General features: G+C 60.7%; 28 protein-coding genes. 13 read left to right on the plus strand and 15 right to left on the minus strand.

Features of this window, described 5'->3' with window-relative positions; translation table 11 throughout:
• The first annotated feature begins 72 nt into the window (after window positions 1–72).
• Both hisD and hisC read left to right on the plus strand, forming a co-directional pair.
• On the plus strand, window positions 73–1,410 hold the full coding sequence (hisD, locus tag LOY52_RS04405; RefSeq protein ID WP_007967227.1) for a histidinol dehydrogenase: 1,338 nt from the start codon (window positions 73–75) through the stop codon (window positions 1,408–1,410).
• A gap of 2 nt (window positions 1,411–1,412) precedes the next feature.
• Window positions 1,413–2,465, plus strand: a complete 1,053-nt coding sequence (gene hisC, locus LOY52_RS04410; protein WP_258678409.1) for a histidinol-phosphate transaminase — start codon at window positions 1,413–1,415, stop codon at window positions 2,463–2,465.
• Window positions 2,466–2,587: 122 nt separating this feature from the next.
• Here hisC and algW read toward each other — a convergent pair whose 3' ends face one another.
• Window positions 2,588–3,742 (minus strand): Do family serine endopeptidase AlgW, encoded by a 1,155-nt coding sequence (gene algW / locus LOY52_RS04415; protein WP_123587243.1) that lies wholly within the window; start codon window positions 3,740–3,742, stop codon window positions 2,588–2,590.
• Between the two features lie 103 nt (window positions 3,743–3,845).
• On the opposite strand from algW, the gene LOY52_RS04420 reads away from it, so the two are divergent.
• The 3 genes from LOY52_RS04420 (at window position 3,846) to cysN (ending at window position 7,667) form a co-directional block, all read left to right on the plus strand.
• Entirely contained in the window at window positions 3,846–4,604 is a 759-nt protein-coding gene (locus LOY52_RS04420) for a Nif3-like dinuclear metal center hexameric protein (RefSeq protein ID WP_258678416.1), read from the plus strand.
• Window positions 4,605–4,841: 237 nt separating this feature from the next.
• Window positions 4,842–5,759, plus strand: a complete 918-nt coding sequence (gene cysD / locus LOY52_RS04425; protein ID WP_003221715.1) for a sulfate adenylyltransferase subunit CysD — start codon at window positions 4,842–4,844, stop codon at window positions 5,757–5,759.
• Window positions 5,760–5,768: 9 nt separating this feature from the next.
• Window positions 5,769–7,667: a sulfate adenylyltransferase subunit CysN gene (gene cysN / locus LOY52_RS04430; RefSeq protein WP_258678419.1), complete on the plus strand. Its 1,899-nt coding sequence runs from the start codon at window positions 5,769–5,771 to the stop codon at window positions 7,665–7,667.
• Between the two features lie 883 nt (window positions 7,668–8,550).
• On the opposite strand, the gene LOY52_RS04435 is transcribed toward cysN, so the two are convergent.
• From LOY52_RS04435 to LOY52_RS04445, 3 genes are read right to left on the minus strand one after another with little or no spacing between them, the layout of a single operon-like run.
• Window positions 8,551–9,456: an acyltransferase gene (locus tag LOY52_RS04435; RefSeq protein ID WP_258678421.1), complete on the minus strand. Its 906-nt coding sequence runs from the start codon at window positions 9,454–9,456 to the stop codon at window positions 8,551–8,553.
• A complete protein-coding gene (gene pta, locus LOY52_RS04440) occupies window positions 9,457–11,556 on the minus strand; it encodes a phosphate acetyltransferase (RefSeq protein WP_258678423.1) in 2,100 nt (699 codons plus the stop codon). It abuts the gene before it with no gap.
• 60 nt (window positions 11,557–11,616) lie between these two features.
• Window positions 11,617–11,943, minus strand: coding sequence for a DUF3565 domain-containing protein (locus LOY52_RS04445; protein WP_258678425.1), 327 nt, complete (start codon window positions 11,941–11,943; stop codon window positions 11,617–11,619).
• Between LOY52_RS04445 and LOY52_RS04450 the strand changes: the two genes are divergently transcribed.
• The 3 genes from LOY52_RS04450 (at window position 11,912) to LOY52_RS04460 (ending at window position 14,280) form a co-directional block, all read left to right on the plus strand.
• Window positions 11,912–12,397 (plus strand): peptidylprolyl isomerase, encoded by a 486-nt coding sequence (locus LOY52_RS04450; RefSeq protein ID WP_007968032.1) that lies wholly within the window; start codon window positions 11,912–11,914, stop codon window positions 12,395–12,397. The two genes, LOY52_RS04445 and LOY52_RS04450, sit on opposite strands and share 32 nt — an antisense overlap.
• Window positions 12,398–12,519: 122 nt before the next feature.
• Window positions 12,520–13,002: a glutathione peroxidase gene (locus tag LOY52_RS04455; protein ID WP_258678429.1), complete on the plus strand. Its 483-nt coding sequence runs from the start codon at window positions 12,520–12,522 to the stop codon at window positions 13,000–13,002.
• 174 nt (window positions 13,003–13,176) lie between these two features.
• Complete coding sequence (locus tag LOY52_RS04460; protein ID WP_258678431.1) at window positions 13,177–14,280, plus strand: NADH:flavin oxidoreductase; 1,104 nt, start codon at window positions 13,177–13,179, stop codon at window positions 14,278–14,280.
• A 135-nt stretch (window positions 14,281–14,415) separates the two neighbouring features.
• On the opposite strand, the gene LOY52_RS04465 is transcribed toward LOY52_RS04460, so the two are convergent.
• Both LOY52_RS04465 and cysZ read right to left on the minus strand, forming a co-directional pair.
• Window positions 14,416–15,615, minus strand: a complete 1,200-nt coding sequence (locus tag LOY52_RS04465; protein WP_258678432.1) for a glycosyltransferase family 1 protein — start codon at window positions 15,613–15,615, stop codon at window positions 14,416–14,418.
• Window positions 15,616–15,669: 54 nt separating this feature from the next.
• Complete coding sequence (cysZ, locus tag LOY52_RS04470; RefSeq protein WP_047597828.1) at window positions 15,670–16,422, minus strand: sulfate transporter CysZ; 753 nt, start codon at window positions 16,420–16,422, stop codon at window positions 15,670–15,672.
• Window positions 16,423–16,733: 311 nt separating this feature from the next.
• Between cysZ and trxB the strand changes: the two genes are divergently transcribed.
• Complete coding sequence (gene trxB / locus LOY52_RS04475; RefSeq protein ID WP_202370158.1) at window positions 16,734–17,696, plus strand: thioredoxin-disulfide reductase; 963 nt, start codon at window positions 16,734–16,736, stop codon at window positions 17,694–17,696.
• A 126-nt stretch (window positions 17,697–17,822) separates the two neighbouring features.
• On the opposite strand, the gene LOY52_RS04480 is transcribed toward trxB, so the two are convergent.
• From LOY52_RS04480 to LOY52_RS04505, 6 genes are all read right to left on the minus strand, one after another.
• The gene (locus LOY52_RS04480; protein ID WP_258678436.1) at window positions 17,823–18,161 is read right to left on the minus strand and encodes a HopJ type III effector protein; all 339 of its coding nucleotides are present in this window, start codon (window positions 18,159–18,161) and stop codon (window positions 17,823–17,825) included.
• Window positions 18,154–18,450, minus strand: coding sequence for a DUF1244 domain-containing protein (locus LOY52_RS04485; RefSeq protein WP_258678438.1), 297 nt, complete (start codon window positions 18,448–18,450; stop codon window positions 18,154–18,156). The genes LOY52_RS04480 and LOY52_RS04485 overlap by 8 nt, the downstream gene beginning before the upstream one ends.
• A gap of 68 nt (window positions 18,451–18,518) precedes the next feature.
• Window positions 18,519–18,890: a dihydroneopterin triphosphate 2'-epimerase gene (folX, locus tag LOY52_RS04490; protein WP_007968040.1), complete on the minus strand. Its 372-nt coding sequence runs from the start codon at window positions 18,888–18,890 to the stop codon at window positions 18,519–18,521.
• On the minus strand, window positions 18,891–19,451 hold the full coding sequence (folE, locus tag LOY52_RS04495; RefSeq protein ID WP_103369128.1) for a GTP cyclohydrolase I FolE: 561 nt from the start codon (window positions 19,449–19,451) through the stop codon (window positions 18,891–18,893).
• Window positions 19,452–19,472: 21 nt separating this feature from the next.
• Window positions 19,473–20,183 carry a dihydromonapterin reductase gene (folM, locus tag LOY52_RS04500; RefSeq protein WP_258678442.1) on the minus strand — a complete coding sequence of 237 codons (711 nt, stop codon included), beginning with the start codon at window positions 20,181–20,183 and terminating at the stop codon, window positions 19,473–19,475.
• 129 nt (window positions 20,184–20,312) lie between these two features.
• Window positions 20,313–20,882 carry an antibiotic biosynthesis monooxygenase gene (locus LOY52_RS04505; RefSeq protein WP_258678443.1) on the minus strand — a complete coding sequence of 190 codons (570 nt, stop codon included), beginning with the start codon at window positions 20,880–20,882 and terminating at the stop codon, window positions 20,313–20,315.
• 212 nt (window positions 20,883–21,094) lie between these two features.
• Here LOY52_RS04505 and LOY52_RS04510 point away from each other — a divergent pair, with 212 nt between their 5' ends.
• Window positions 21,095–22,054 carry a MerR family transcriptional regulator gene (locus LOY52_RS04510; RefSeq protein WP_258678444.1) on the plus strand — a complete coding sequence of 320 codons (960 nt, stop codon included), beginning with the start codon at window positions 21,095–21,097 and terminating at the stop codon, window positions 22,052–22,054.
• Window positions 22,055–22,057: 3 nt separating this feature from the next.
• Here the strand turns inward: LOY52_RS04510 and LOY52_RS04515 are convergent, their stop codons facing one another.
• Both LOY52_RS04515 and LOY52_RS04520 read right to left on the minus strand, forming a co-directional pair.
• Complete coding sequence (locus LOY52_RS04515; RefSeq protein ID WP_025109427.1) at window positions 22,058–22,663, minus strand: hypothetical protein; 606 nt, start codon at window positions 22,661–22,663, stop codon at window positions 22,058–22,060.
• Window positions 22,664–22,718: 55 nt separating this feature from the next.
• Window positions 22,719–23,195 (minus strand): PAS domain-containing protein, encoded by a 477-nt coding sequence (locus tag LOY52_RS04520; protein WP_258678447.1) that lies wholly within the window; start codon window positions 23,193–23,195, stop codon window positions 22,719–22,721.
• A 153-nt stretch (window positions 23,196–23,348) separates the two neighbouring features.
• Between LOY52_RS04520 and LOY52_RS04525 the strand changes: the two genes are divergently transcribed.
• Window positions 23,349–23,804 (plus strand): flavodoxin, encoded by a 456-nt coding sequence (locus tag LOY52_RS04525; RefSeq protein WP_258678449.1) that lies wholly within the window; start codon window positions 23,349–23,351, stop codon window positions 23,802–23,804.
• Here LOY52_RS04525 and LOY52_RS04530 read toward each other — a convergent pair.
• Window positions 23,794–24,681, minus strand: coding sequence for a LysR family transcriptional regulator (locus LOY52_RS04530; protein WP_258678451.1), 888 nt, complete (start codon window positions 24,679–24,681; stop codon window positions 23,794–23,796). The two genes, LOY52_RS04525 and LOY52_RS04530, sit on opposite strands and share 11 nt — an antisense overlap.
• 94 nt (window positions 24,682–24,775) lie before the next feature.
• Here LOY52_RS04530 and LOY52_RS04535 point away from each other — a divergent pair, with 94 nt between their 5' ends.
• Window positions 24,776–25,162, plus strand: coding sequence for a CidA/LrgA family protein (locus tag LOY52_RS04535; RefSeq protein WP_115986674.1), 387 nt, complete (start codon window positions 24,776–24,778; stop codon window positions 25,160–25,162).
• Window positions 25,152–25,838, plus strand: coding sequence for an LrgB family protein (locus LOY52_RS04540; protein ID WP_258678453.1), 687 nt, complete (start codon window positions 25,152–25,154; stop codon window positions 25,836–25,838). The genes LOY52_RS04535 and LOY52_RS04540 overlap by 11 nt, the downstream gene beginning before the upstream one ends.
• The last annotated feature ends 6 nt before the right edge of the window (window positions 25,839–25,844 follow it).

The raw sequence follows: 25,844 nt of genomic DNA on the forward strand, positions 1-25,844 counted from the left end.
TCAGGTGCCCAAGCGGATCGAATGATAGTTTCGGGCGCCTGAGTTTTTCGCCATTCCTATGAGGCTCTCGCTATGACCGCACCGACTGCAATTCGCCGACTCAACGCTGCTGACCCGGATTTCGCGCATCATCTGGATCATCTGCTGAGCTGGGAAAGTGTGTCTGACGACTCGGTCAATCAGCGCGTGCTGGACATCATCAAGGCTGTGCGCGAGCGCGGTGACGCGGCGCTGGTCGAGTTCACCCAGAAGTTCGACGGCCTCGAAGTCGCCTCGATGGCTGACTTGATCCTGCCGCGCGAGCGCCTGGAACTGGCCCTGACTCGCATCACCGTGGCGCAGCGCGAAGCGCTGGAAAAAGCCGCGGCGCGGGTACGCAGCTACCACGAAAAACAGAAACAGGACTCCTGGAGCTACACCGAAGCCGACGGCACCGTGCTCGGCCAGAAGGTCACACCGCTGGATCGCGCCGGTCTGTATGTGCCTGGCGGCAAGGCGTCGTATCCGTCGTCCGTGTTGATGAACGCGATTCCGGCCAAGGTCGCTGGCGTGACCGAAGTGGTCATGGTGGTGCCGACCCCGCGCGGTGAAATCAATGAACTGGTGCTGGCGGCGGCCTGCATTGCCGGCGTTGACCGGGTGTTCACCATCGGCGGTGCGCAAGCGGTTGCCGCGCTGGCTTACGGCACTGAAAGCGTGCCGCAGGTGGACAAGGTCGTCGGCCCGGGCAACATCTATGTCGCCACCGCCAAGCGTCACGTGTTCGGTCAGGTCGGCATCGACATGATCGCCGGCCCGTCGGAAATCCTCGTGGTGTGCGACGGCCAGACCGATCCGGACTGGATCGCCATGGACCTGTTCTCCCAGGCCGAGCACGACGAAGATGCCCAGGCGATTCTGGTCAGTCCCGACGCCGAGTTCCTCGACAAGGTCGCCGCCAGCATCGACAAACTGCTGCCGACCATGGATCGCGCAACCATCATCGAAACCTCGATCAATGGTCGCGGAGCACTGATTCATGTGCGCGACATGGCGCAAGCCATCGAAGTCGCCAACCGCATCGCCCCGGAACACCTTGAGCTGTCGGTCGCCGACCCACAAGCGTGGTTGCCGCAGATCCGCCACGCCGGCGCGATCTTTATGGGCCGCCACACCTCCGAGGCGCTGGGCGACTACTGCGCCGGTCCGAACCACGTGCTGCCGACCTCCGGTACCGCGCGGTTCTCCTCGCCGCTGGGCGTGTATGACTTCCAGAAACGTTCGTCGATCATCTTCTGCTCCGAGGCCGGTGCCTCCGAGCTGGGCAAGACCGCTTCGGTGCTGGCCCGTGGCGAATCCCTCAGCGCGCACGCACGCAGCGCCGAATACCGCATCAAAGACGCAGACTTTCTGCCAGGGCAGGGGGAGTGAACATGAGTAAATTCTGGAGCCCGTTCGTCAAGGATCTGGTGCCGTATGTGCCGGGCGAACAGCCGAAGCTGACCAGACTGGTCAAGCTCAACACCAACGAAAATCCGTATGGCCCGTCGCCCAGAGCGCTGGCGGCGATGCAGACCGAACTCAATGACAATCTGCGCCTGTACCCGGACCCGAACAGCGATCTGCTGAAAACCGCCGTTGCCAACTACTACGGCGTGCAGACCAATCAGGTATTCCTCGGCAACGGTTCGGACGAAGTGCTCGCGCACATTTTCCACGGCCTGCTGCAACACGAGCAGCCGCTGCTGTTCCCGGATATCAGCTACAGCTTCTACCCGGTGTATTGCGGGCTGTACGGCATCCAGTTCGATGCCGTGCCGCTGGACGCGCAGTTGCAGATCAACCCGGCGGACTACGCCAAGCCGAATGGCGGGATCATCTTTCCGAACCCGAATGCACCGACCGGTTGCCTGTTGGCGCTGGAGGCGGTCGAGCAGATCCTCAAGGCCAGCCCGGATTCGGTGGTTGTGGTGGATGAGGCCTACATCGACTTCGGCGGCGAAACCGCGATCACTCTGGTGGACCGCTATCCGAATCTGCTGGTGACCCAGACCCTGTCCAAGTCCCGTTCGCTGGCAGGCCTGCGCGTCGGTCTGGCGGTGGGGCACCCGGATCTGATCGAAGCGCTGGAGCGGATCAAGAACAGCTTCAACTCCTACCCGCTGGATCGTCTGGCGATTGTCGGTGCGGCGGCAGCGTTCGAGGATCGCGAGTATTTCGACAAGACCTGCCGTCTGGTCATCGAAAGTCGCGAGTGGGTCGTTGCGCAGTTGCAGGCCAAGGGCTTTGAAGTGCTGCCGTCGGCGGCCAACTTCATCTTCGCCCGTCACCCGCAACACGATGCCGCGGGTCTGGCAGCGAAACTGCGTGAGCAGGGCGTGATCGTGCGCCACTTCAAGCAGGAGCGGATTGCCCAGTTCCTGCGGATTTCGATCGGTACGCCGGAGCAGAACCAGGCGCTGATCGACGGCCTCGGCGACCTGTAAAACACCGCTAAACCTGTGGGAGCGAGCCTGCTCGCGAAAGCGGTCTGTCATTCAACATCATTGTTGACTGTGAAGACCTCTTCGCGAGCAGGCTCGCTCCCACATTGATTTGTACTGGCCGCTTACTCTTCTTCTTTGACCGGCGCCGGAGGTGGACGCAGGCCGATTTCAGCAGTCAGCTTGATCTCCTTGCCGTTGCGCATGACCTGAATGGTGACCTTGTCGGTCGGTTTGATCCGCGCCACCTGGTTCATGGACTTGCGGCCATCACCGGCCGGTTCGCCGTCGATGCTCAGAATCACGTCACCCAGTTGCAGGCCGGCCTTCTGTGCCGGGCCATCGCGGAAGATCCCCGCCACGACAATCCCCGGACGCCCGGACAGGCCAAACGACTCGGCCAGTTCCTGGGTCAGCGGCTGCACTTCAATACCGAGCCAGCCACGAATCACCTGACCGTGCTCGATGATCGACTTCATTACTTCCATCGCCAGTTTCACCGGGATCGCAAAACCGATGCCCTGCGAGCCGCCGGACTTGGAGAAGATCGCCGTGTTGATGCCAGTGAGATTGCCGTTGGCATCGACCAGCGCGCCGCCGGAGTTGCCCGGGTTGATCGCCGCGTCGGTCTGGATGAAGTCTTCGTAGTTGTTCAGACCCAACTGGTTACGTCCGGTGGCGCTGATGATGCCCATGGTCACGGTCTGGCCGACGCCGAACGGGTTGCCGATGGCCAGCGCGACGTCGCCGATGCGGATGCTGTCGGAGCGGCCGACGGTGATCGCCGGCAGGTTTTTCAGGTCGATCTTCAGCACCGCGAGGTCGGTTTCCGGGTCGCTGCCGATGACGCGGGCGAGGGTTTCGCGACCGTCCTTGAGTGCCACCACGATCTGGTCGGCGCCGGTGGTCACGTGGTTGTTGGTCAGAATGTAGCCTTCCGGGCTCATGATCACCCCGGAACCGAGGCTCGATTCCATGCGTTTCTGCTTCGGCGAGTTGTCACCGAAGAAACGCCGGAACTGCGGGTCTTCAAATAGCGGGTGTGCCGGTTTGTTGATGACCTTGGTGGTGTAAAGGTTGACCACCGAGGGTGCGGCGATGGTCACCGCGTCGGCATAGGACACCGGCCCCTGCTGCACGCTGGTGGTTTGCGGGGCCTGTTGCAGGTTGACGTCGAGGCTCGGCAGCCCGACCCACTGCGGGTAACGCTGAATAATCAACAGAGCGATAAGCACACCGGCCAACAGCGGCCAGCCAAAAAAACGCAGCGCCTTGAGCATTAAGCACGTCCTGGAAAAGTTGCAGGCGGGGGCAGACCGCCCATAATGTCGCGCATTATACGAGGCCGCGCGCGCCTCTGAACGGGATATTTAGGAGTCTTTCATGGCCGTCGCCCTCAGCACCCTCGTCGAAGAAGCCGACCGTTACCTTGGCAGTGCAAAAATCGCTGATTATTGCCCGAACGGCCTGCAGGTCGAAGGCCGCCCGCAAGTGATGCGCATCGTCAGTGGCGTCACCGCCAGTCAGGCCTTGCTCGATGCTGCGGTGGAAGCCGAAGCGGATCTGGTGCTGGTGCATCACGGTTATTTCTGGAAAGGCGAGAACCCGTGCATCACCGGCATGAAGCAGCGTCGTTTGAAGACTTTGCTCAAACACGACATCAGTCTGCTCGCCTACCACTTGCCATTGGACCTGCACCCGGAGGTCGGCAATAACGTGCAACTGGCGCGTCAGCTGGACATCACCGTCGAAGGGCCGCTGGATCCGGACAACCTCAAAATTGTCGGGTTGGTTGGCTCGTTGAGCGAACCAATGACTGCGCGTGATTTCGCGCGAAAAGTCCAGGAAGTCATGGGCCGCGAGCCGCTGCTGGTCGAGGGCAGTGCGATGATTCGTCGGGTCGGCTGGTGCACTGGCGGCGGGCAGGGTTATATCGATCAGGGCGTGGCGGCGGGTGTCGATCTGTTCCTCAGCGGTGAAGCCTCCGAGCAGACCTTCCACAGCGCGCGGGAAAATGACATCAGCTTCATCGCCGCCGGCCACCATGCCACCGAGCGCTATGGCGTGCAGGCGTTGGGTGACTATCTGGCGAAGCGCTTCGCCCTCGAACACATCTTCATCGATTGCCCGAACCCGATCTGACCTACACCGTTCCTTGTGTAGGAGCTGCCGAAGGCTGCGATCTTTTGATCCTAAAAACAAAGGCAAAAGATCGCAGCCTGCGGCAGTTCCTACAGGGAGAATGGAGGCAAACCGGTGGGCATATTGATATGCCCTTTCGATCTAGTAGGCGTCCTGATTAGAAGAGGTCGCTGTGCTAGCATTCCCCGCTCGAACACGGCCCGCTGGCCGTTCATAAGAAAGCTTTCGTGAGTAGCCATGGTCGACAAACTGACGCATCTGAAACAGCTGGAGGCGGAAAGCATCCACATCATCCGCGAGGTGGCCGCCGAGTTCGACAACCCGGTGATGCTGTACTCCATCGGTAAAGACTCCGCCGTGATGCTGCATCTGGCACGCAAGGCGTTCTTCCCGGGCAAACTGCCGTTTCCGGTGATGCACGTCGACACTCGCTGGAAATTCCAGGAGATGTACAAGTTCCGCGACAAGATGGTCGAGGAGCTGGGCCTGGACCTGATTACCCACATCAACCCCGATGGCGTGGCGCAGAACATCAACCCGTTCACCCACGGCAGCGCCAAGCACACCGACATCATGAAGACCGAGGGCCTCAAGCAGGCGCTCGACAAGCATGGTTTCGACGCCGCGTTCGGCGGTGCTCGTCGCGATGAAGAGAAATCCCGCGCGAAAGAGCGCGTGTACTCGTTCCGCGACAGCAAGCACCGCTGGGACCCGAAGAACCAGCGTCCGGAGCTGTGGAACGTCTACAACGGCAAGGTCAACAAGGGCGAATCCATCCGCGTGTTCCCGTTGTCGAACTGGACCGAGCTGGACATCTGGCAGTACATCTACCTCGAAGGCATCCCGATTGTGCCGCTGTACTTCGCCGCCGAGCGTGAAGTGATCGAGAAGAACGGCACGCTGATCATGATCGACGACGACCGTATCCTCGAACACCTGTCCGACGAGGACAAGGCACGCATCGTCAAAAAGAAAGTGCGTTTCCGTACCCTTGGCTGCTACCCGTTGACGGGCGCGGTGGAGTCCGAAGCCGAGACGCTGACGGACATCATTCAGGAAATGCTCCTGACGCGAACTTCCGAGCGCCAGGGCCGGGTCATCGACCACGATGGCGCAGGCTCGATGGAAGACAAGAAACGTCAGGGTTATTTCTAAGGGGTTGTCATGTCGCACGCATCTGATTTGATCAGCGAGGACATCCTCGCCTACCTGGGCCAGCACGAACGTAAAGAGCTGCTGCGCTTTTTGACCTGCGGTAACGTCGATGACGGCAAGAGCACCCTGATCGGGCGCCTGCTGCACGACTCCAAGATGATCTACGAAGATCATCTGGAAGCCATCACCCGCGATTCGAAGAAAGTCGGCACCACCGGTGACGACATCGACCTGGCATTGCTGGTCGATGGCCTGCAGGCCGAGCGTGAGCAGGGCATCACCATCGATGTCGCCTACCGCTATTTCTCCACCGCCAAGCGCAAATTCATCATCGCCGACACCCCCGGCCATGAGCAGTACACCCGCAACATGGCCACCGGTGCCTCCACCTGTGACCTGGCGATCATCCTGGTCGACGCGCGTTACGGCGTGCAAACCCAGACCCGCCGCCACAGCTTCATTGCCTCGTTGCTCGGCATCAAGCACATCGTCGTCGCCATCAACAAGATGGACCTGAAAGGCTTCGATGAAGGCGTGTTCGAATCGATCAAGGCCGACTACCTGAAGTTCGCCGAAGGCTTGAAGATGAAGCCGACCAGCATGCACTTCGTGCCGATGTCTGCCCTCAAGGGCGACAACGTGGTGAACAAGTCCGAGCGCTCGCCTTGGTACAAAGGCCAATCGCTGATGGAAATCCTCGAGACCGTGGAAGTGGCGGGCGACCGCAACTTCACCGACCTGCGGTTCCCGGTGCAGTACGTCAACCGTCCGAACCTGAACTTCCGCGGTTTCGCCGGCACACTGGCCAGCGGCATCGTGCACAAGGGCGACGAGGTTGTGGTTCTGCCGTCGGGCAAGAGCAGTCGCGTCAAATCCATCGTCACCTTCGAAGGTGAGCTGGAGCAGGCCGGCCCGGGTCAAGCGGTGACGCTGACCATGGAAGACGAGATCGACATCTCCCGTGGCGACCTGTTGGTGCATGCCGACAACGTGCCGCCGGTCACCGACAGCTTCGAAGCGATGCTGGTGTGGATGGCTGAAGAGCCGATGCTGCCGGGCAAGAAATACGACATCAAGCGCGCCACCAGTTACGTGCCGGGCTCGATCGCCAGCATCGTCAACAAGGTCGACGTCAACACCCTCGAAGAAGGCCCGGCGAGCGCGTTGCAGCTCAACGAAATCGGCAAGGTGAAGATCGCGCTCGACGCGCCGATCGCCCTCGACGGTTACGACAGCAACCGCACCACTGGCGCGTTCATCGTCATCGACCGTTTGACCAACGGCACCGTCGGCGCCGGCATGATCGTCGCGCAGCCGCTGTCTCACGGTACCGCGACCCATCACGGCAAACTGGCCCACGTCGCCACCCAGGAACGTGCCCAGCGTTTTGGCCAGCAGCCAGCCACCGTGTTGTTCAGCGGTCTGTCGGGCGCGGGCAAGAGCACGCTGGCCTATGCGGTCGAGCGCAAGCTGTTCGACATGGGCCGTGCGGTGTTTGTGCTGGATGGTCAGAATCTGCGTCACGACCTGAACAAAGGTCTGCCGCAGGATCGTGCCGGCCGTACCGAGAACTGGCGGCGTGCTGCGCACGTGGCGCGTCAGTTCAACGAAGCCGGTCTGTTGACGCTGGCGGCGTTTGTTGCGCCGAGTGCAGAAGGTCGCGAGCAGGCCAAGGATCTGATCGGCAAGGAGCGTCTGCTGACGGTTTATGTGCAGGCTTCGCCGGCGGTGTGTGCCGAGCGTGATCCGCAGGGCTTGTATGCTGCGGGTGGCGATAATATTCCGGGTGAGTCGTTCCCGTATGACGTGCCGCTGAATGCTGATCTGGTGATCGACACGCAGTCGTTGTCGTTGGAAGAAAGCGTCAAGCAGGTGCTGGATCTGCTGCGCAAGCGTGGCGCGATTTAAGCGTTAGCCGGAAATGAAGAGCCCGCGGATGAGTGATCATCGGCGGGCTTTTTTATTGAGGGTCATTTGATTTTCGGCGGTGGCGGCCTTTGGGCCGACCATGCTCTTGTTGATTGAGTACATATCCGTTGTTGCGGTAACGGCTGATTATGGTTCCGCCCTTACGGCGGGTCACTTTTTCCAGACGCCGAAAAAGTAACCAAAAAGGCTTGCTCCTACGTGCGGCCCGCTCGCTGGGGCTCGGGGTCCCTTCGCTGCGGGATCGATCCGGGGGCAGCGCCTACGGTTTGCTTCGCTGCACCTCCTCTCGCTGTGTTTGGCTACGCCAAACGGTCGCTGCGCTCCCACCCCCGGATCAATCCCTCCACTCAGCCTGCCGACGTCGCCTGTGGATCAAGATCAAGATCAAGAGCGACAGCCGAGCTTGCGCTCATCCTGGAGTGGGGCGCCTGCGCCGCGTGCGGGTTGTACTTATCTTCCCTGTAGGAGCTGCCGCAGGCTGCGATCTTTTGATCTTTTGTGGGAGCTGACTTGCCAGCGAAAGCGGCCTGCCAGCCGACCAATCCCTAACTGAACACACCCAACCCAAACTGTAGGAGCGAGCCTGCTCGCGAAAGCGGCCTGCCACCCAACCAATCCCCAACTGAACGCACCCATTCCAACTGTGGAGCTGGCCTGCCAGCGAAGGCGGCCTGCGAGCGACCAATCCGTAACTGAACACACCCAACCCAAACTGTAGGAGCGAGCCTGCTCGCGAAAGCGGCCTGCCACCCAACCAATCCCCAACTGAACGCACCCATTCCAACTGTGGGAGCTGGCCTGCCAGCGAAGGCGGCCTGCGAGCGACCAATCTCCCACTGAACACACCCACTCCTACAGGGGATTAGCGTTTGTCTGGGAATTCGCGGTGCATCTGTTCCAACAACGCATCCTTGTCCTGCCACAGCTGATTGATCCAGCCCTGGAATTGCAGGCGGTATTCGCCGTCCTGGTCGTAGTTCTTGCCAATGAAGGCCGGCGGGATTTTCAGTTCTTCAAAGTGCACCACCACCTCGCGCACGTTGCCGCACAGCAGATCCCAGAAACCCGGACGCCCGCCCGGATAGTGGATGGTCACGTTGACGATCGACTCCAGTTGCTCACCCATTGCGTCCAGCACGAAGGCGATGCCGCCGGCCTTGGGTTTGAGCAGGTATTTGAACGGCGATTGCTGTTGCGCATGTTTGCCTTCGGTGAAGCGTGTGCCTTCGACGAAATTGAAAATTCCCACCGGGTTGTTGCGGAATTTCGCGCAGGTCTTGCGTGTGGTTTCGAGGTCTTTGCCTTTCTTCTCCGGATGTTTTTCCAGGTACGCTTTCGAATAGCGCTTCATGAACGGGAAGCCCAGCGCCCACCACGCCAGACCGATCACCGGGACCCAGATCAGCTCCTGCTTGAGGAAGAATTTCAGCGGCTGGATCCGGCGGTTGAGCACGTATTGCAGCACCAGAATGTCGACCCAGCTCTGGTGGTTGCTGGTGATCAGGTACGAGTGTTGGTAGTCCAGACCTTGCAGGCCGCTGATGTGCCAGCGGGTGCGGCGCACCAGGTTCATCCAGCCTTTGTTGTTGCTGATCCAGGCTTCGTGGGTGTGACTCATCAGCCACAGTGAGGCGCGGCGGGCGAGGGCGAAGGGCAGCACTTTGATCAGCGCGACGCAGAACAGGAACGAGCACAGCAGAATCGTATTGAGCGCCAACAGCAGCGCGGCGATCACGCCGCGAATCGGGGCGGGCAGGAAGTCCAGCATTTACACATCCATAGGTCGGTTGGCGGCTTGAATCGCGGTCAGGGCGATGGTGTAGACGATGTCGTCGACCTGCGCGCCGCGCGGCAGGTCGTTCACCGGTTTGCGCAGGCCTTGCAGCATCGGGCCGAGGCTGACGCAGTCGGCGCTGCGCTGCACGGCTTTGTGGGTGGTGTTGCCGGTGTTGAGGTCGGGGAACACGAACACCGTGGCGCGACCGGCCACCTGGCTGTTCGGCGCCAGTTGCCGGGCGACGTCTGCGTTGGCAGCGGCATCGTATTGCAACGGGCCGTCGATCAGCAGCGAGTGCTGTTGCTCGTGGGCGAGCAGGGTGGCTTCGCGGACTTTCTCGACTTCTTCGCCGCTGGCGGATTCGCCGCTGGAGTAGCTGATCATCGCCACGCGCGGGCTGATGCCGAATGCTGCGGCCGAATCGGCGCTTTGCAGAGCGATCTCCGCCAGTTCGGCGGCGCTCGGGTGCGGGTTCATCACGCAGTCGCCGTAGACCAGCACTTCTTCGGGGAACAGCATGAAGAACACCGACGACACCAGCGTGCAGCCCGGTGCGGTCTTGATCAGTTGCAGGGCCGGACGGATGGTGTTGGCGGTGGTGTTGATCACACCGGAGACCAGGCCATCGACCTCATCCAGCGCGAGCATCATGGTGCCGATCACCACGGTGTCTTCCAGTTGCTGTTCGGCCATCGGCGCGTTGAGGCTTTTGCTTTTGCGCAGCGCGACCATCGGCTCGATATAGTGCTCGCGGATCAAGTCCGGATCGAGAATCTCCAGCCCCGGCGGCAACTCGATACCTTGCGCGCGGGCCACGGCTTCGACGTCCTCGGGTTTGGCCAGCAACACGCAACGGGCGATGCCGCGCTCCTGGCAGATTGCCGCCGCTTGCACGGTGAGCGGCTCGCTGCCTTCGGGCAGGACGATGCGTTTGTTCGCCGACTGCGCCCTTTGAATCAGTTGGTAGCGAAATACCGCGGGTGACAGACGCATTTCCCGCGGTGTGCCGCAGCGTTGATGCAGCCATTTGGCGTCGAGATGACTGGCGACGAAGTCAGTGATGATCTCCGCACGCTCGCGGTCATCGATGGGGATTTCCTTGTTCAGGCCGTTGAGCAGGTTGGCGGTGTCGTAGGAGCCGGTGCTCACCGACAACACCGGCAGACCGGCCTGCAACGCGCCTCGGCACAAATCCATGATGCGTGGGTCGGGCAGGGTGTCGCTGGTCAGCAACAGGCCGGCCAGCGGCACGCCGTTCAATGCCGCGAGGCTGACCGCGAGGATGATGTCGTCGCGATCACCCGGAGTCACCACCAGCACGCCGGGCTTGAGCAGCTCCACGGTGTTGCGCATGGTCCGTGCGCAGATGATGATTTTGGTCATGCGCCGGGTTTCGTAATCGCCGGCGTTGAGCACCTGCGCGCCCATCAGGTCGGCGACGTCGCGGGTACGCGGTGCATTGAGTTCGGGTTGAAACGGAATGCAGCCGAGCAGGCGGAAATCACCGCTGCGCAGTAATGGCGAATGCTCTTTGAGGCGCGTGGCGAAGGCATCCATGCTCTCGTCGGTCTTGACCTTGTTGAGGATCACGCCGAGGACTTTCGGGTCTTTCGGGCCGCCGAACAATTGCGCCTGCAATTCCACGCGACCGGAAAGTTCGGCGAGCACTTCATTCTCCGGCGCCGAGACCAGAATCACCTCGGCATCCAGGCTTTTCGCCAGGTGCAAATTGACCCGCGCGGCGTAGCTGGCGCTGCGGGTCGGCACCATGCCTTCGACTACCAGCACGTCTTTGCCGATGGCAGCTTGCTGATACAGAGCGATGATTTCTTCAAGCAACTCATCGAGCTGACCGTCGCCGAGCATCCGCTCGACATGGGCCAGACCCAATGGTTGCGGAGGTTTCAGGCCGTGGGTGCGCGCCACCAGTTCGGTGGAACGCTCCGGGCCAGTGTCGCCCGGATGCGGCTGGGCAATCGGTTTGAAGAAGCCGACTTTCAGTCCGGCCCGCTCCAGGGTACGCACCAGCCCGAGGCTGATGGAGGTCAGACCCACGCCAAAATCGGTGGGCGCGATAAAAAAAGTTTGCATGCGGATTCTCTAAGGGTGCATGGCAATGGTGGCGATCTATACGTGACCGCCTACCGCAATTCAGTCGCCAAGGTTATCGCTAACCGAGCCTTGTGCGCACCAACCGCAGGCAAAGGCTTGGCCTATTTTTTCAATACGTTGCGCCGGGTCCAGGACCCAGGCGCGCGATTGCCATGGCGGCTGATGGCGCAGGTGCTGGGTGTGGCCACAGGAAAGCTCGGCCACCCAGTGACTGTCTTCATCCTGATGGAAGCCGGTGATCGTCGAATCCCGTTTGTCCGGGTTGTGTTCGCTTTCGCGCGATGGCTTCGCTAAACTTGGTCTTTCTATATTCTTCTGCAAAAGGTCTCGCCCCATGCTGATCGCCGCCAATAAGGCTGTCTCCATCGACTATACCCTGACCAACGACGCTGGTGAGGTCATCGACAGCTCTGCCGGCGGCGCTCCGCTGGTCTACCTGCAAGGCGCAGGCAACATCATCCCGGGCCTGGAAAAAGCTCTGGAAGGCAAAGCTGTTGGTGACGAGCTGGAAGTTTCCGTTGAGCCGGAAGACGCTTACGGCGAATACGCTGCCGAGCTGGTCAGCACCCTGAGCCGCAGCATGTTCGAAGGCGTTGACGAGCTGGAAGTCGGCATGCAGTTCCATGCTTCGGCGCCGGACGGCCAGATGCAGATCGTGACCATCCGTGACCTGGACGGCGACGACGTCACCGTCGACGGCAACCACCCACTGGCCGGTCAGCGTCTGAACTTCAAAGTGAAGGTCGTTGCTATCCGTGACGCCAGCCAGGAAGAAGTCGCTCATGGCCACGTCCATGGCGAAGGTGGCCATCACCACTGATTTTCTGCGCTAAGCTTCGAGTACTGGAGAGGCGCCTGCGGGCGCCTTTTTAGTCCGCGGCTGTCCTTGGCGCTCTCGCCAAGTGGCTGTTTCGAGTAGAACACGGAAATCTGGAGTCCGTCATGAGTGCTTTTCACGACCTTAAGTTGACAGCCCTGGATGGTCAGGAGCTACCGCTGGCGCCTTTCAAGGGCCAAGTCGTGCTGGTGGTCAACGTCGCCTCCAAATGCGGCTTGACCCCACAGTACGCGGCGCTGGAAAACCTCTACCAGCAATTCAAGGGCAAGGGCTTCAGTGTGCTGGGCCTGCCGTGCAACCAGTTTGCTGGCCAGGAACCCGGCACCGAACAGGAGATCCAGGAATTCTGCAGCCTGAACTATGGCGTGACGTTCCCGTTGTCGAGCAAGCTTGAAGTCAACGGCCATGATCGCCATCAACTCTACCGCTTGCTGGCGGGCGAGGGCGCGGAGTTTCCTGGGGATATCACCTGGAACTTCGAGAAGTTTCTGCTCGGCAAGGACGGCCGGGTGCTGGCGCGATTCTCGCCGCGCACGGCGCCGGATGATCCGACGATCGTGCACGCGATTGAAAAAGCGCTGGGCTGAACCAGCAAGATCAAAAGATCGCAGCCTTCGGCAGCTCCTACAGAGGACTGTCGGTGCTGCGATCTTTTGCTTTGTGTCTTTTGATCCTTGATCACCCAAATCAATAATGCTGTTCAAGGCTTGTAACTCTCCATATTATCGCCGTCATAAAGTCATTCCCTGCGGAGCCTTCCAATGCCGGTGCAAGCCCTGTTCAAACCGTTCCACCTCGGCGCCCTCGAACTGCCGACCCGTGTGGTGATGGCGCCGATGACCCGCTCGTTTTCCCCGGGTGGCGTACCCAATTCCAAAGTGATCGAGTACTACCGTCGCCGCGCTGCGGCCGGTGTTGGTCTGATCATCACTGAAGGCACCACTGTCGGTCACAAGGCTTCCAACGGTTACCCGAACGTGCCGCAGTTCTTCGGTGAAGCGCCACTTGCCGGCTGGAAAAAAGTCGTCGACGCGGTGCATGCCGAGGGCGGCAAGATTGTTCCGCAACTGTGGCATGTCGGCAGTGTGCGCCGCATTGGCACCGAGCCGGACGCCAGCGTGCCGGCTTACGGTCCGACGGAAAAACTCAAGGACGGCCAGCTCGTGGTGCACGGCATGAGCAAACAGGACATTCAGGACGTGATCGCCGCGTTCGCCCAGGCCGCCAAAGATGCGCAAAGCATCGGCATGGACGGCGTGGAAATCCACGGCGCCCACGGTTACCTGATCGACCAGTTTTTCTGGGAAGGCAGCAACCAGCGCACCGACGAATACGGCGGCAGCCTGGCCAACCGCTCGCGTTTCGCCATTGAATTGATTCAAGCGGTGCGTGCGGCAGTCGGTGAAGTCTTCCCGATCATCTTCCGTTTCTCGCAGTGGAAGCAGCAGGATTACACCGCGCGTCTGGTGCAGACCCCGGAGGCGCTGGGCGAATTCCTCAAGCCGCTGTCCGACGCCGGCGTGGATATTTTCCACTGCTCGACGCGGCGTTTCTGGGAGCCGGAATTCGACGGTTCCGAGCTGAACCTGGCGGGCTGGACGCGCAAGCTGACCGGCAAGCCGACTATCACCGTGGGCAGCGTCGGCCTGGACGGCGAGTTTCTGCAGTTCATGGTCAACACCGACAAGGTCGCGCAACCGGCAAGCCTGGAGAAACTGCTGGAGCGTCTGAACAACGACGAGTTCGATCTGGTGGCGGTTGGCCGCGCGCTGCTGGTGGATCCGGACTGGGCGCTGAAAGTCCGCGAAGGGCGTGAGCAGGACATTCTGCCGTTCAGCCGTGAGGCGTTGATGACGCTGGTTTAAACTTCGCCATTACCGACCCCTTCGCGAGCAGGCTCGCTCCCACAGGTTTCTCTGGGTTCACAGAATCTGTGTTCACTGAAGATCCCTTGTGGGAGCGAGCCTGCTCGCGAAGGCAGGTTCAAAATCAGCAAAGATCTAAGGCAATGTCTGCGCATTCGGCAACACCTGCTCCCGTACACACGCCCCACGCAAATGCTTTTCAAATTGCTCGATGATCGCCGCCCACCCCTGACGACTGGCATGCTGGCGCGCATTCAGGCGTACACAACGCAATCGCTCATCTTCTTCCAGCAGCCAAGCCGCCGCATCGCATAACGCTTCCTCATCCCCCGGCATCGCCAACACGCCGTTGTAGCCGTGTCGAATATGCTGCGCCGCCGCGGCCTGATCGTAAGCGACCACTCCCAGCCCTGACGCCAGCGCCTCAAGCACCACATTACCGAAGGTTTCGGTCATGCTCGGGAACAGAAAAATGTCACCGGACGCATAGTGCGCCGCCAGCGCTTCACCGCGTTGTGAACCACAGAAGATCGCCTCGGGCAGCTCCTTTTCCAGCGCGAGTCGTTGCGGCCCGTCGCCGACCACGATCAGCTTCAGTTTGCGCTGTGGATAAGTGCGGCACAGGGTGTCGAAGCAGCGCTTGAGCAGGCCGAGGTTCTTTTCCGGGGCCAACCGGCCGACGTGAATCACCGCGATGTCCTGCTCGCTCAGGCCCCATTGCTCACGCAAGCCGTTCAGGCGCTTGGCCGGGTGAAACAACTGGCTGTCCACGCCTCGAGAGAGCAGGGCGAGGCGATCGAAATGCCGGCGCTCCAGTTCCAGGCGCTGACTGACACTGGGCACCAGAGTCATCGCCGAACGGTTGTGAAACCAGCGCAGATAATGCGTGAGCAAGCGCGTCAGCAAACTCAGCCCGTATTGGTTGGTGTATTGCTGAAAATTGGTGTGAAAGCCGCTGACCACCGAGATCCCCAATCGCCGCGCCGCGCGCAATGCCGACAAACCGAGCGGCCCTTCAGTGGCGATGTACAGCACATCCGGGCGCTGGCGTTTCCAGCGCCGCAGCAGCTTGTGCATCGACGACTGTCCCCATTGCAGACCGGGATAACCCGGCAATGGCCAGCCTCGACACAACAGCAAGGCATCGTCCTCGACGCGCTGCGGATCGCCCGCCTGGCGCGGGCGCACCAGTTCCACTTGATGTCCACGCGCGCGCAAGCCATCGCACAAGCGGCCAAGGGTATTGGCCACCCCGTTGATTTCCGGTGGGAAGGTTTCGCTGATCAGGGTGATATGCAGAGCTGTCGTCATGACCTCAGTGTCGGCTGAGGCCATGTCGTGCTTGTGACGTTCGGATGATGGATTTGTGACTGGCTGTTTGTGAGCGGCCTAGCGCTGCGTGACGAGGTTCTCCGCCCCGCGTTCACGCACCCAGAACAAGGTCGCGCCCGCAACGGCGGCCGGCATCATCAGGATGTTGACCACCGGAATCAGTAGCACCAGATAGACAATCCCGCCAAAACTCATGCTCTGCCAACGCTTCTCGCGCAGCCAGGCGAGCATCTCGTTCCAGCCCAGTTTGTGGTTGTCCGCCGGGTAGTCGATGTACTGGATTGCCATCATCCACACACCGAACAACAGCCACAGCGGGGCGGCGACGATGTTCACCACCGGGATGAACGAGAGGATGAACAGGCCGATCGCCCGGGGCAGGAAGTAGCCGAGTTTGCGCATTTCCCGGGCGAGGGTGCGCGGGATCATCGCGATCAGTTCGCCCCAACTGAAGGCCGGGAAGTCGTCTGTACCGCGTACCACCACTTCGACTTTCTCCGCGAGAAAGCCGTTGAACGGCGCAGCGATCACATTGGCAAGCATGGTGAAGGTGAAGAACACCATCAGCGCCACCAGCACCACGAACAGCGGCCACAAGATGTAGCTGAGGAAACTCAACCAGTCGGGCAGCGACGGCATCAGGCTGTCGACCCACAGACTGAACTGATGGCCGGCCAGATAGATCAATCCGACGAACAGCACCAGGTTGATCGCCAGCGGCAGCAACACGAACAGGCGCAGGCCGGGGCTGAGAACCAGTTTGAGGCCTTCGCGCAGGTATTGCGGGCCGGACAGAACAGGGGCGGGCATAAGGTGCTCCGAGCAAGGGAAAACGCGCCGACCTTACCGACTTTGCAACCGGTGCGAAAGCGCGGCAGAGCGATCGACATTCACTGTAACAAAGACGTCGATCTGGTCGGAGTCTGCGCATAGAGACCACCTATGAGCTGGATTGTTAAACCGTATTTCCTTAATCTTGCCCCCCTCGATACGCTGCACCCAACTTTTTACAGGACTGTCGAGCTCATGCCTTCCCCAAGGTTATCCACAGTCCTTTTTTATTCCCGCCGGCAGTCCGGCGTTCCGCGCCCGTTTTTCGGCCCGGTCAACAGGAGCAGGTCATGTCTGAAGTCCGTCATTCGCGAGTGATTATTCTCGGTTCCGGCCCTGCCGGTTACAGCGCTGCGGTCTACGCCGCCCGTGCCAACCTCAAGCCACTGCTGATCACTGGCATGCAGGCCGGCGGTCAACTGACCACCACCACCGAAGTCGACAACTGGCCAGGCGACGTGCATGGCCTGACCGGTCCGGTGCTGATGGAGCGGATGCGCGAGCACGCCGAGCGTTTTGAAACCGAGATCGTTTTCGATCACATCAACGCCGTGGACTTCGCCGCCAAACCGTACACCCTGACCGGTGACAGCGCGACTTACACCTGCGACGCCCTGATCATCGCCACCGGTGCCAGCGCTCGTTATCTGGGCCTGCCGTCGGAAGAAGCGTTCATGGGCAAAGGCGTTTCGGCCTGCGCGACCTGCGACGGTTTCTTCTACCGCAACAAGCCAGTGGCTGTGGTCGGTGGCGGCAACACCGCAGTTGAAGAGGCGCTGTACCTGGCCAACATCGCCAGCACCGTGACCCTGATCCACCGTCGCGAAACATTCCGCGCCGAGAAGATCCTGATCGACAAGCTCAACGCCCGCGTGGCCGAAGGCAAGATCATCCTCAAGTTGAACGCCAACCTCGATGAAGTGCTGGGCGACAACATGGGCGTGACCGGTGCGCGCCTGAAGAACAACGATGGCAGCTTCGACGAAATCAAGGTCGACGGCGTGTTCATCGCGATCGGCCACACCCCGAACACGTCGCTGTTCGAAGGCCAGTTGACCCTGAAAGACGGTTATCTGGTGGTGCAGGGCGGTCGTGACGGCAACGCCACTGCAACCAGCGTCGAAGGTATCTTCGCTGCAGGCGACGTGGCTGATCACGTTTACCGTCAGGCCATCACCTCGGCCGGCGCCGGCTGCATGGCGGCACTGGACACCGAGCGTTACCTGGACGGTCTGCAGAACGCTTCGTTCTAAGACCGCAGGCACAAAAAAACCGGCTTCGGCCGGTTTTTTTATGAGAGTCAAAAGATCGCAGCCTGCGGCAGCTCCTACAGGGATCGGTGTAGGAGCTGCCGCAGGCTGCGATCTTTTGATCTTGAATCAGCGACGGGTCAGGGGCTGCGTTTCGAACTTCACACCGGCCAGCCCGTGCTTGATCAGCGCGCGGATATTGCCGTGGTCGCTGCCCTCAGGCGTCGCCACCACCGAACGGTAATGTTCACCGAACGCCAGCAGCGCTTCTTCATCACTCAAGCCTTCCAGCAGTGCCAGACCCAAAGTCTTGCAGGAACCTTCGTTCTGCCCGGCGGCGTTTTCCACCCCACCGTTGGTGAACGCCTGAGGCTGGTAGTCGTAACCGGCGGCGATGAAGGCCAGGGTGTCGGCGAAAAGATGTTCGCCGCTTTTGAGGCTGGTGCGCAGGGTGTTCAGATCACTCATTGGGTTTTCCTTTGGCGAACGCCGCCTGTTGTTCGGCGCTGGCTTCTTGCTGGTATTGGGCTTTCCACTCGGCGTAAGGCATGCCGTAAACCACTTCACGGGCGTCGTCGAGGCTGACCTCGATCTGCTGTTCATCGGCGGCAGCCTTGTACCACTTGGACAGGCAGTTGCGGCAGAACCCGGCGAGGTTCATCAGGTCGATGTTCTGCACGTCCTTGCGGCTGTCCAGATGGGCGACCAGCCGGCGGAAGGCGGCGGCTTCGAGTTCGAGGCGTTGTTGCTCGTTCATGATGGGCTCTGTGCAGTCTATTCGTGGCGCGGATGATAAAAGTCTGGTGCGCGATGCGCCAGACACGCTCAGCGGCTGGCGGCGAGGGTGATCGACACCGACTCGGCAAAACGCAGTGCATGCGGCTTGTCGACTTCGACTTCGGCGTACAGCACCGCAGCATGGGTCATCACCAGATCCAGCAGTTCCTGGGTCAGGCGTTCGAGCAGGGCAAAACGGTTGCCCTCGACGTGGGCGATGATCGCCTTGGTGATGGTGCGGTAGTTCAGCGCGTGATCGATGTCGTTGTCGCGCACCGCTTCCTGCGCTGCGTACAGGATCGTGAGGTTGATCAGCACATCCTGCTTGTTGAGGATTTCGTCCTCGTTGATCCCGATAAAGGTGCGCAGGCGCAGATCCTTGACCCGGATGCGCGCCATTCCCGGTTGAAGTTGTGACATTTACTTGCTCCGTCCAATCAATTGCAGGAACTCCTGACGGGTGTTGCTCGAGTCGCGAAAGGCGCCGAGCATGACCGAGGTGTTCATGGTCGAATTCTGTTTCTCGACACCGCGCATCATCATGCACATGTGCCGGGCCTCGATGACCACCGCGACGCCGGCGGCATCGGTAACCTGTTGCACCGCATCGGCAATCTGCCGGGTGAGGTTTTCCTGAATCTGCAGGCGCCGGGCGAACATGTCCACCAGCCGCGCGATCTTCGACAGCCCCAGCACCTTGCCTGTCGGAATATAAGCCACATGCGCCTTGCCGATGAAGGGCAGCAGGTGATGTTCGCACAACGAGTAGAGCTCGATGTCGGCGACGATGATCATCTCGTCGCTGTCGGAGGCAAACAGCGCGCCATTGACGATCTGCTCCACACTCTGTTCGTAGCCGTGACACAGGTATTGCATGGCCTTGGCCGCGCGCACCGGGGTATCGAGCAGGCCTTCGCGGTCGGGGTCTTCGCCGAGGCCGATGAGGATCTCGCGGTAATTCTCGGGCAGGGAACGGGTCATGGGAGATCCTCGCGCAGCAGCTTATTTGACGTGCCGTCCGCCGTTGACGGTCAGGGTCGTGCCGGTGACATAGGGGTTGTCGAGCAGATAGCGCAGGCTCTGGTAGATTACTTCGCTGCCGGGTTCGATGCCCAGTGCGGATTTGGCCAGCGCCTTGGCGCGGTACGCCGCGTCGTCGTCGGGATTGAACAATAGCAGGGCCGGCGCGATGCCGTTGACCTTGATTGCCGGCGCATAGCGCGCGGCGAAGGACAGGGTCAGGCTGTCGAGCCCGGCCTTGCTGGCGCAATAACCGATGTGCTTGCTGCTGCCCTTGCGCGTGACGTCGTCGCTGATGTGGATGATGTCGGCCGGGATCGAGCGCTTGAGCAGGTCGGCGCAGTGCAGGTTGATCAGGTATGGCGCGAGCATGTGCACGTTGAGCATGCGCGAGAAGGCCTTGGCTTCATTGCCCGGGGTTTCCGCCAGCCATTCGGAAGCGTTGTGGACGATGGCGCGCAGGCGGTCGGTATGGCTTTTCAGTTCATCGATGAAGGCGAGGATGGCGGCTTCGCTGGAGAAGTCCGCAAACACCCCGATCGCGCCCAGATCCCGCAGCGCTTGCACGCCCGGACGTTCGCTGCGGTAGGTGAAGATGACCTGATGGCCGTCCTCAAGCAATCGCTGCGCGCAGTGCAGACCGACACGCTGGCCGGCACCGGTGATAAGGATCGGGGCGGAGGAATTGGTCATGTACGGCTCGGGGCGCGGTCAGAGTAAAAACTATAACAGCGACGCTGCCGAAAAGATCGCAACCTTCGACAGCTCCTGCAGGGACGCCTTCAACTGTAGGAGCTGACGAGTGCAACGAGGCGGCGATCTTTAGCGATTCTGCGTAGAGGGTGTTGCAGGCAAAGGTCGCGCCGGCACAGCGTTCAACCAGTTGGACAGCAACCGCGTCGACAGTGGAATGAAGAAATAAACCATCAATGGCGTCAGACACGCCGTGCTGATCAATACCCGCGGCAGCAGGCTCATCTCGCCGAGCAGCGGGCCGAGGACAAAGTTGAACAGCAGCGATACCGGGAAGAACGCCAGCCAGATTGCCACGGCCTGTTTCCAGCGCGGAGGCCTCTGACCAGCCGCGCCGAACCAGCCTTCGATGCCGCTGACCCGATGCTCTTTGGGGTGCGCAAACAGATCGCTGCCCCGGACCAACCAAGCGGTACGCGAGGCCGAGTGTTCCCAAGCGTGCAGGGTCTGCTCGTCGACGAAGCGGAAAATGATCTGGAATTCGTTGTCACCGGGTGGCGGAGCGAGCACGCCGGAACCCAGGTAACCGGGAAAGTCAGTAGCCAGTTGTTCGCCTTCGCGCAGCCAGGCAATCAGGTCCTGATAGCGGCCGTCGGCGACGCGACGCGCAACCATCAGCGTGACGGGGGAAGTAGACATTGTGTATCTCCATATTTCGAGTGCGGCGCTCCGGGTAGGAGATTTCGCATGGCGCAGGCCGGGGTAGGGGCCTGCGCTTTTCAACAAGCAAGGATTATTCCCGATTTTGATGACAGTTTCAGAGACTTTCGTCTCTGTTCATTGGGTTGAACCGATAGAGGGCATCAGATGTAGAATGGGATCCAAATTTGACGAGCGGACACACCAGCACCATGGCTGTTATCACGGACGCTAACCCTGCCTCGCAGGCCTCTGTCGCACTTGAGCGCGAAGAGTTGTTCCCTATTCGGGAGGTGTCGCGGCTGACCGGCGTCAACCCGGTAACGCTGCGTGCATGGGAGCGCCGCTACGGTTTGATCCAGCCGACGCGCACCGAAAGCGGGCACCGGTTGTATTCGATGACCGAAATCGAGCGCGTGCGCAGCATAGTCGACTGGATTGATCGCGGCGTAGCCGTGAGCAAGGTCGGCAAGATTCTCGCCAAGACCGAGCCGCTGAAAGTGCTGGCCCATATCATTCCTGATAATCTGGTTCAGGCGGATTACGCGCATTGGCAGCAACAGGTGCAGGTTGCGGTCAGTGCGTTCGATGACCGCGCGCTGGATCAGGTCTACAACCAGATTTTCTCGTCCTACGCGTTGCCGGTGGTGTTTCAGGACATCCTCATGCCTTTGTGGCTGCAGATGCTGCAGCGTCAGGACGCTTTCGGGCAGACCAGCGAGTGGCTGTTTTTCGACGGGTTCCTGCGGGCGCGAGTCCTGCAGCGGATTGTCGCGCTGCGCGGTACCCAGCCTCGCAAAGTGATTGTCAGCGCGCTGGCCGGCCAATGCCGCGAGCTCGAGTTACTGGTCGCCGCGTTGTTTCTCAGTGGCAATGACGCCGGGGTACGGGTGCTGACCACCGGTCAGCCATTCGATGAGTTGGCGCTGGTGTGCGAGCGGATCAAGCCGCAGGCGCTGGTGCTGTTTTCCAACCACGCCCCGACAGCCGATTTGCCGCGACGGTTGAACCGTCTGGCGTTAAGTCTGGATTGTCAGGTCATGCTCGCCGGTGATACCGCTGATCTGGCACAGGACAGCCTGGCCGGGTCGTCGATCGGTTGTCTGGGCAATGAAGGAGCGACGATGCGTCAGCGCATGACCCAGTTTCTCGCGGGGACGCTGGATACCTGACGATCAGGTGTGCAGGGCAGGGTGTGTCAGGCGGTGTTGTTGCAGGATGAACTGGCGCAGGCGTTCGGTTTCATCGGCATCGGTCTGGCTCAGCTCGTAGGCGTAGAAACCGTGCTCGGTCTCGCGCTCGAAATTGCCGCGCAGGGAAATCCGCTCATAGCCTGAAGGGCTGAACCACAGGGCGAAATGCTTGGGCGGCTTGGTCTTGTTGCGCATTTCCAGCAGCACGCCTTTGTGCGACACCTCGTGCACCCACATCATGCCCGGTTGGCCCTTGGCATTTTCCAGCGCGACCGGCTCTTCGAGAGTCAGGCGCCATGGGCGAACCATCGGCCCGTCTTCATAAATGCTCGGTACGCCCAGACGCAGGTGCAAGGCGTGGAATTCGTCTTCCACCAGGTGCAGCGGAAAGGTCATCTGCTGATTTTCGAAGTTGGCCTGGATGGTTACTTGCTCATGAGCAGCCAGGCGCGTGAGCAGATCACGGATCTGCGAACCTCCATTGACCAACAGGCTCGACGTCGCATCCCGCACGTTAAGCTGCGGGTTGTGCTGCATGGTCTGGATAAAATCCAGCTCATCCTGGGTCAGGAGTGCGTCGCGTTGCATAGCCTGGCTCGAAAGAAATAGTTACAAAGTCATTGGTGATTGTAGTTACTGACACTTAGTTCGCAGTTTTGTTTGCGCCGTTCGTCGCTTTCAATGCTGCAAGCTCTGCTTGCAATGCCGCAACCTCGGCCTCCAGCTGAATGACGCGCTGCTGCGCCTTGACCTGAACAGTGACATCCTTCTGTACACCGACGAAATAGGTCTGACCGTCATCGGCATTTTTTACCGTCGAAAGCGACAGTTCGTTCCAGAACGGTGTGCCGTCCTTGCGGTAGTTGCGCAGGATCTCCCGGCACGAACCACCCTCGCGCAACACCCTGCGAATCCGCTCCAGACTTGCCTGATCACGGTCACCGGCCTGCAGGAAACGGCAGTCCTGATAGAGAATCTCTTCGCTGCTGTAACCGGTCAGGCGTTCGAAGGCCGGGTTCACATAGATCAGGATGTTGTCCTGCTCACCTTCTTTCTCAGCCACTACGATTCCGTCGTTCGACGCGTTGATCACCATTTGCAGCAGACTGGCATTGATCATCTGTGAATCCTTTCAGCATTGTCGATGGCTCGCATTCTAGAAGATCAGCCAGCGCTGTCTATAGGCCATCAGCGTCTGTTGAGAGCCAGTCGCAACATCTCTGTCGGGACTGCTACTATCGCCGCTCTTTTTTTCAGCTTCAGGATCAGATTGATGAAAGTCGCCATCCTCTCCGGCTCGGTTTACGGCACGGCCGAAGAAGTCGCCCGTCACGCGCAGAACCTGCTGAAAGACGCCGGTTTTGAAACCTTCTACAACCCGCGCGCCAGCCTGGCGGACCTTCAGGCGTTTGGCCCTGAAGCGATTCTCGCGGTGACCTCGACCACCGGCATGGGCGAATTGCCGGATAACCTGCAGCCGCTGTATTTCAGCCTTCGCGATCAGTTGCCAATGGCCTGGCGCGACTTGCCCGGCGCGGTGATCGGCTTGGGCGATGCCAGTTACGGCGATACGTTCTGCGGCGGCGGCGAACTGATGCGTGAGCTGTTCGCCGAGCTGGGTGTGCGCGAAGTGCAGGAGATGCTGCGTCTGGACGCCAGCGAAAGTGTGACCCCGGAAACTGACGCCGAGCCATGGCTGGCGCAACTGATCGCCACGCTCAAGGGCTGATCGCGCGCTCACGCAGCAGAGCCAGCCAGGCCTGCGCGGCTTTCGACAGATAGGCGCCCTGGCGCCAGATGAACGCGATGTCCCAGCGCAAATAATCTGGCGCGCGCAAGGTCAGGCGCACCACGCCCGGACGCTCAAGAGCCTGGGCCACCACGCTGGGCAGTAGCACCACGCCTTGCCCGGCGGCCACCAGTGCCACGAGAAAATCCGCCTGCCCGCTGCGCCCGCCTTCTTTCGGGGTAAAGCCCAGTTGCTGGCAGGCCTGCAGTAAACGGTCATTGAGCACGAAGCTGCGCTGATACAACAGGAACGGCGTGTCGGCCAATTCCTCCAGACCAATCTCGCCGCGCGCCGCCAGCGGATGATCCACCGGCAATAACGCATCGAGTTTCTCATCGCAGAACGGCTGGAAATCGAACTGCGGATCTTTCGGCAGCAGGCTGCCACCCAACTCCAGTTCGCCGCTGAGCACCGCTTGCTCGATATTGCGGCTGCCGCCTTCAAGCAATTGAATGCTGATGTTCGGATAGCGCCGGCGATACTCGGCGAACAATCCGGCGAACAGCGCATCGCTGCCCAGCAGCGGCAGACCGAGGCGCAATTCGCCGCGCGCCAGTTGGCTCAGATCATCCAGTTCGCTGAGCAACTCGTTACGCAAACGCAACATGCCTTCGGCGCGTTGCAGCACCACGCTACCCGCGGCGGTCAGGCGCAGTTGCGAGCCCAGTCGTTCGAGCAACGGCGTGCCGAGACTCTGCTCCAGTTGCGCGACTTGCTTGCTCACCGCCGACTGGCTGATGTGCAGGGTTTTCGCCGCCTGGGTGAAGCCGCCCTGATGCATGACTTCGACAAAACTGCGCAGCTGTTTGAATTCCATCATCCGATTCCATTGTGGAATAGGGCTGAGTCTAACAATTCGCTTTTGGGATGACAGGCCGCTTCGTAAAATAAGCCCCTGTAAGGAGCCCATCATGAACGCCGCATCCCTCAAGTATCTTTCCCGTCTCTGCGTCGAACTGGCCGTGTTGCTCGGTCTCTATCTGCTCGGCTGTCAGATCGCCGCGTGGCTGGCTTGGCCGATTCCCGGTGGAGTCATCGGCATGGCCCTGTTGCTGCTGGCGTTCGCGTTTGGTTGGGTCAAACCGGCGGCGCTGCAACTGGGCGCCGGATTGCTGATGGCCGAGATGCTGCTGTTCTTTATTCCGGCACTGATGAGTCTGCTCGACTACGGCGCACTGCTGCGCGATGACGGCTGGCGGATTCTACTGGTGATCGGCGCCAGCACCCTGATGGTGATGCTGGTGACAGCCTTCACCGTGGAGTTGGCCGTGCGCCTGAGGCGGTCCCATGAAGCTTGAATGGATGCCGATGTTCTGGCTCGCCTTTACCCTGATGGCGTACCTGTTCAGTCGCTGGATTTATCGGCGCACCGGGCGCTATCTGCTGTCGCCACTGATTCTGGTGCCGGCGCTGCTGCTTGCGCTCGCCGTGCCGCTGCACACCGCCTATGCCGAATACGCCAGCAACACGCATTGGCTGATGCTGGTGCTCGGGCCAGTGACGGTGGCCTTCGCCGTACCGATCTGGCAGCAGCGGCGTCTGCTGGTGCGGCACTGGTCGGCGCTGCTGTTGGGTATGCTCGCCGGCAGCGCGGCGTCGATCGCTACGTCGTTCGGCCTGGCCAAGGCGCTGGCGCTGGATAGCTCGGTGACGATGTCGCTGGTGCCGCGTTCGATCACCACGCCGTTCGCCATGCCGCTGGCGCAGGATCTCGGTGGTGTGCCGGAACTGACTGCCGTGTTTGTGATGTTCACTGGCGTGTTCGGCGCGATGCTTGGCGGCGTATTGCTCAAGTGGCTGCCGTTGCGCAGTGCGTTGGCGCGCGGTGCGTTGTTCGGGGTTGGCGCGCACGGCGCAGGGGTGAGCCGTGCGCATGAAGTGGGCGGTGAGGAGGGCTCGGTGGCGGGACTGGTGATGGTGCTGACCGGGCTGCTCAACCTGTTCGCCGCGCCTTTGTTGGCGTCGTTGCTTTGACATGGA

Source organism: Pseudomonas sp. B21-051 (assembly GCF_024748795.1).
Taxonomy (GTDB): domain Bacteria; phylum Pseudomonadota; class Gammaproteobacteria; order Pseudomonadales; family Pseudomonadaceae; genus Aquipseudomonas; species Aquipseudomonas putida_A.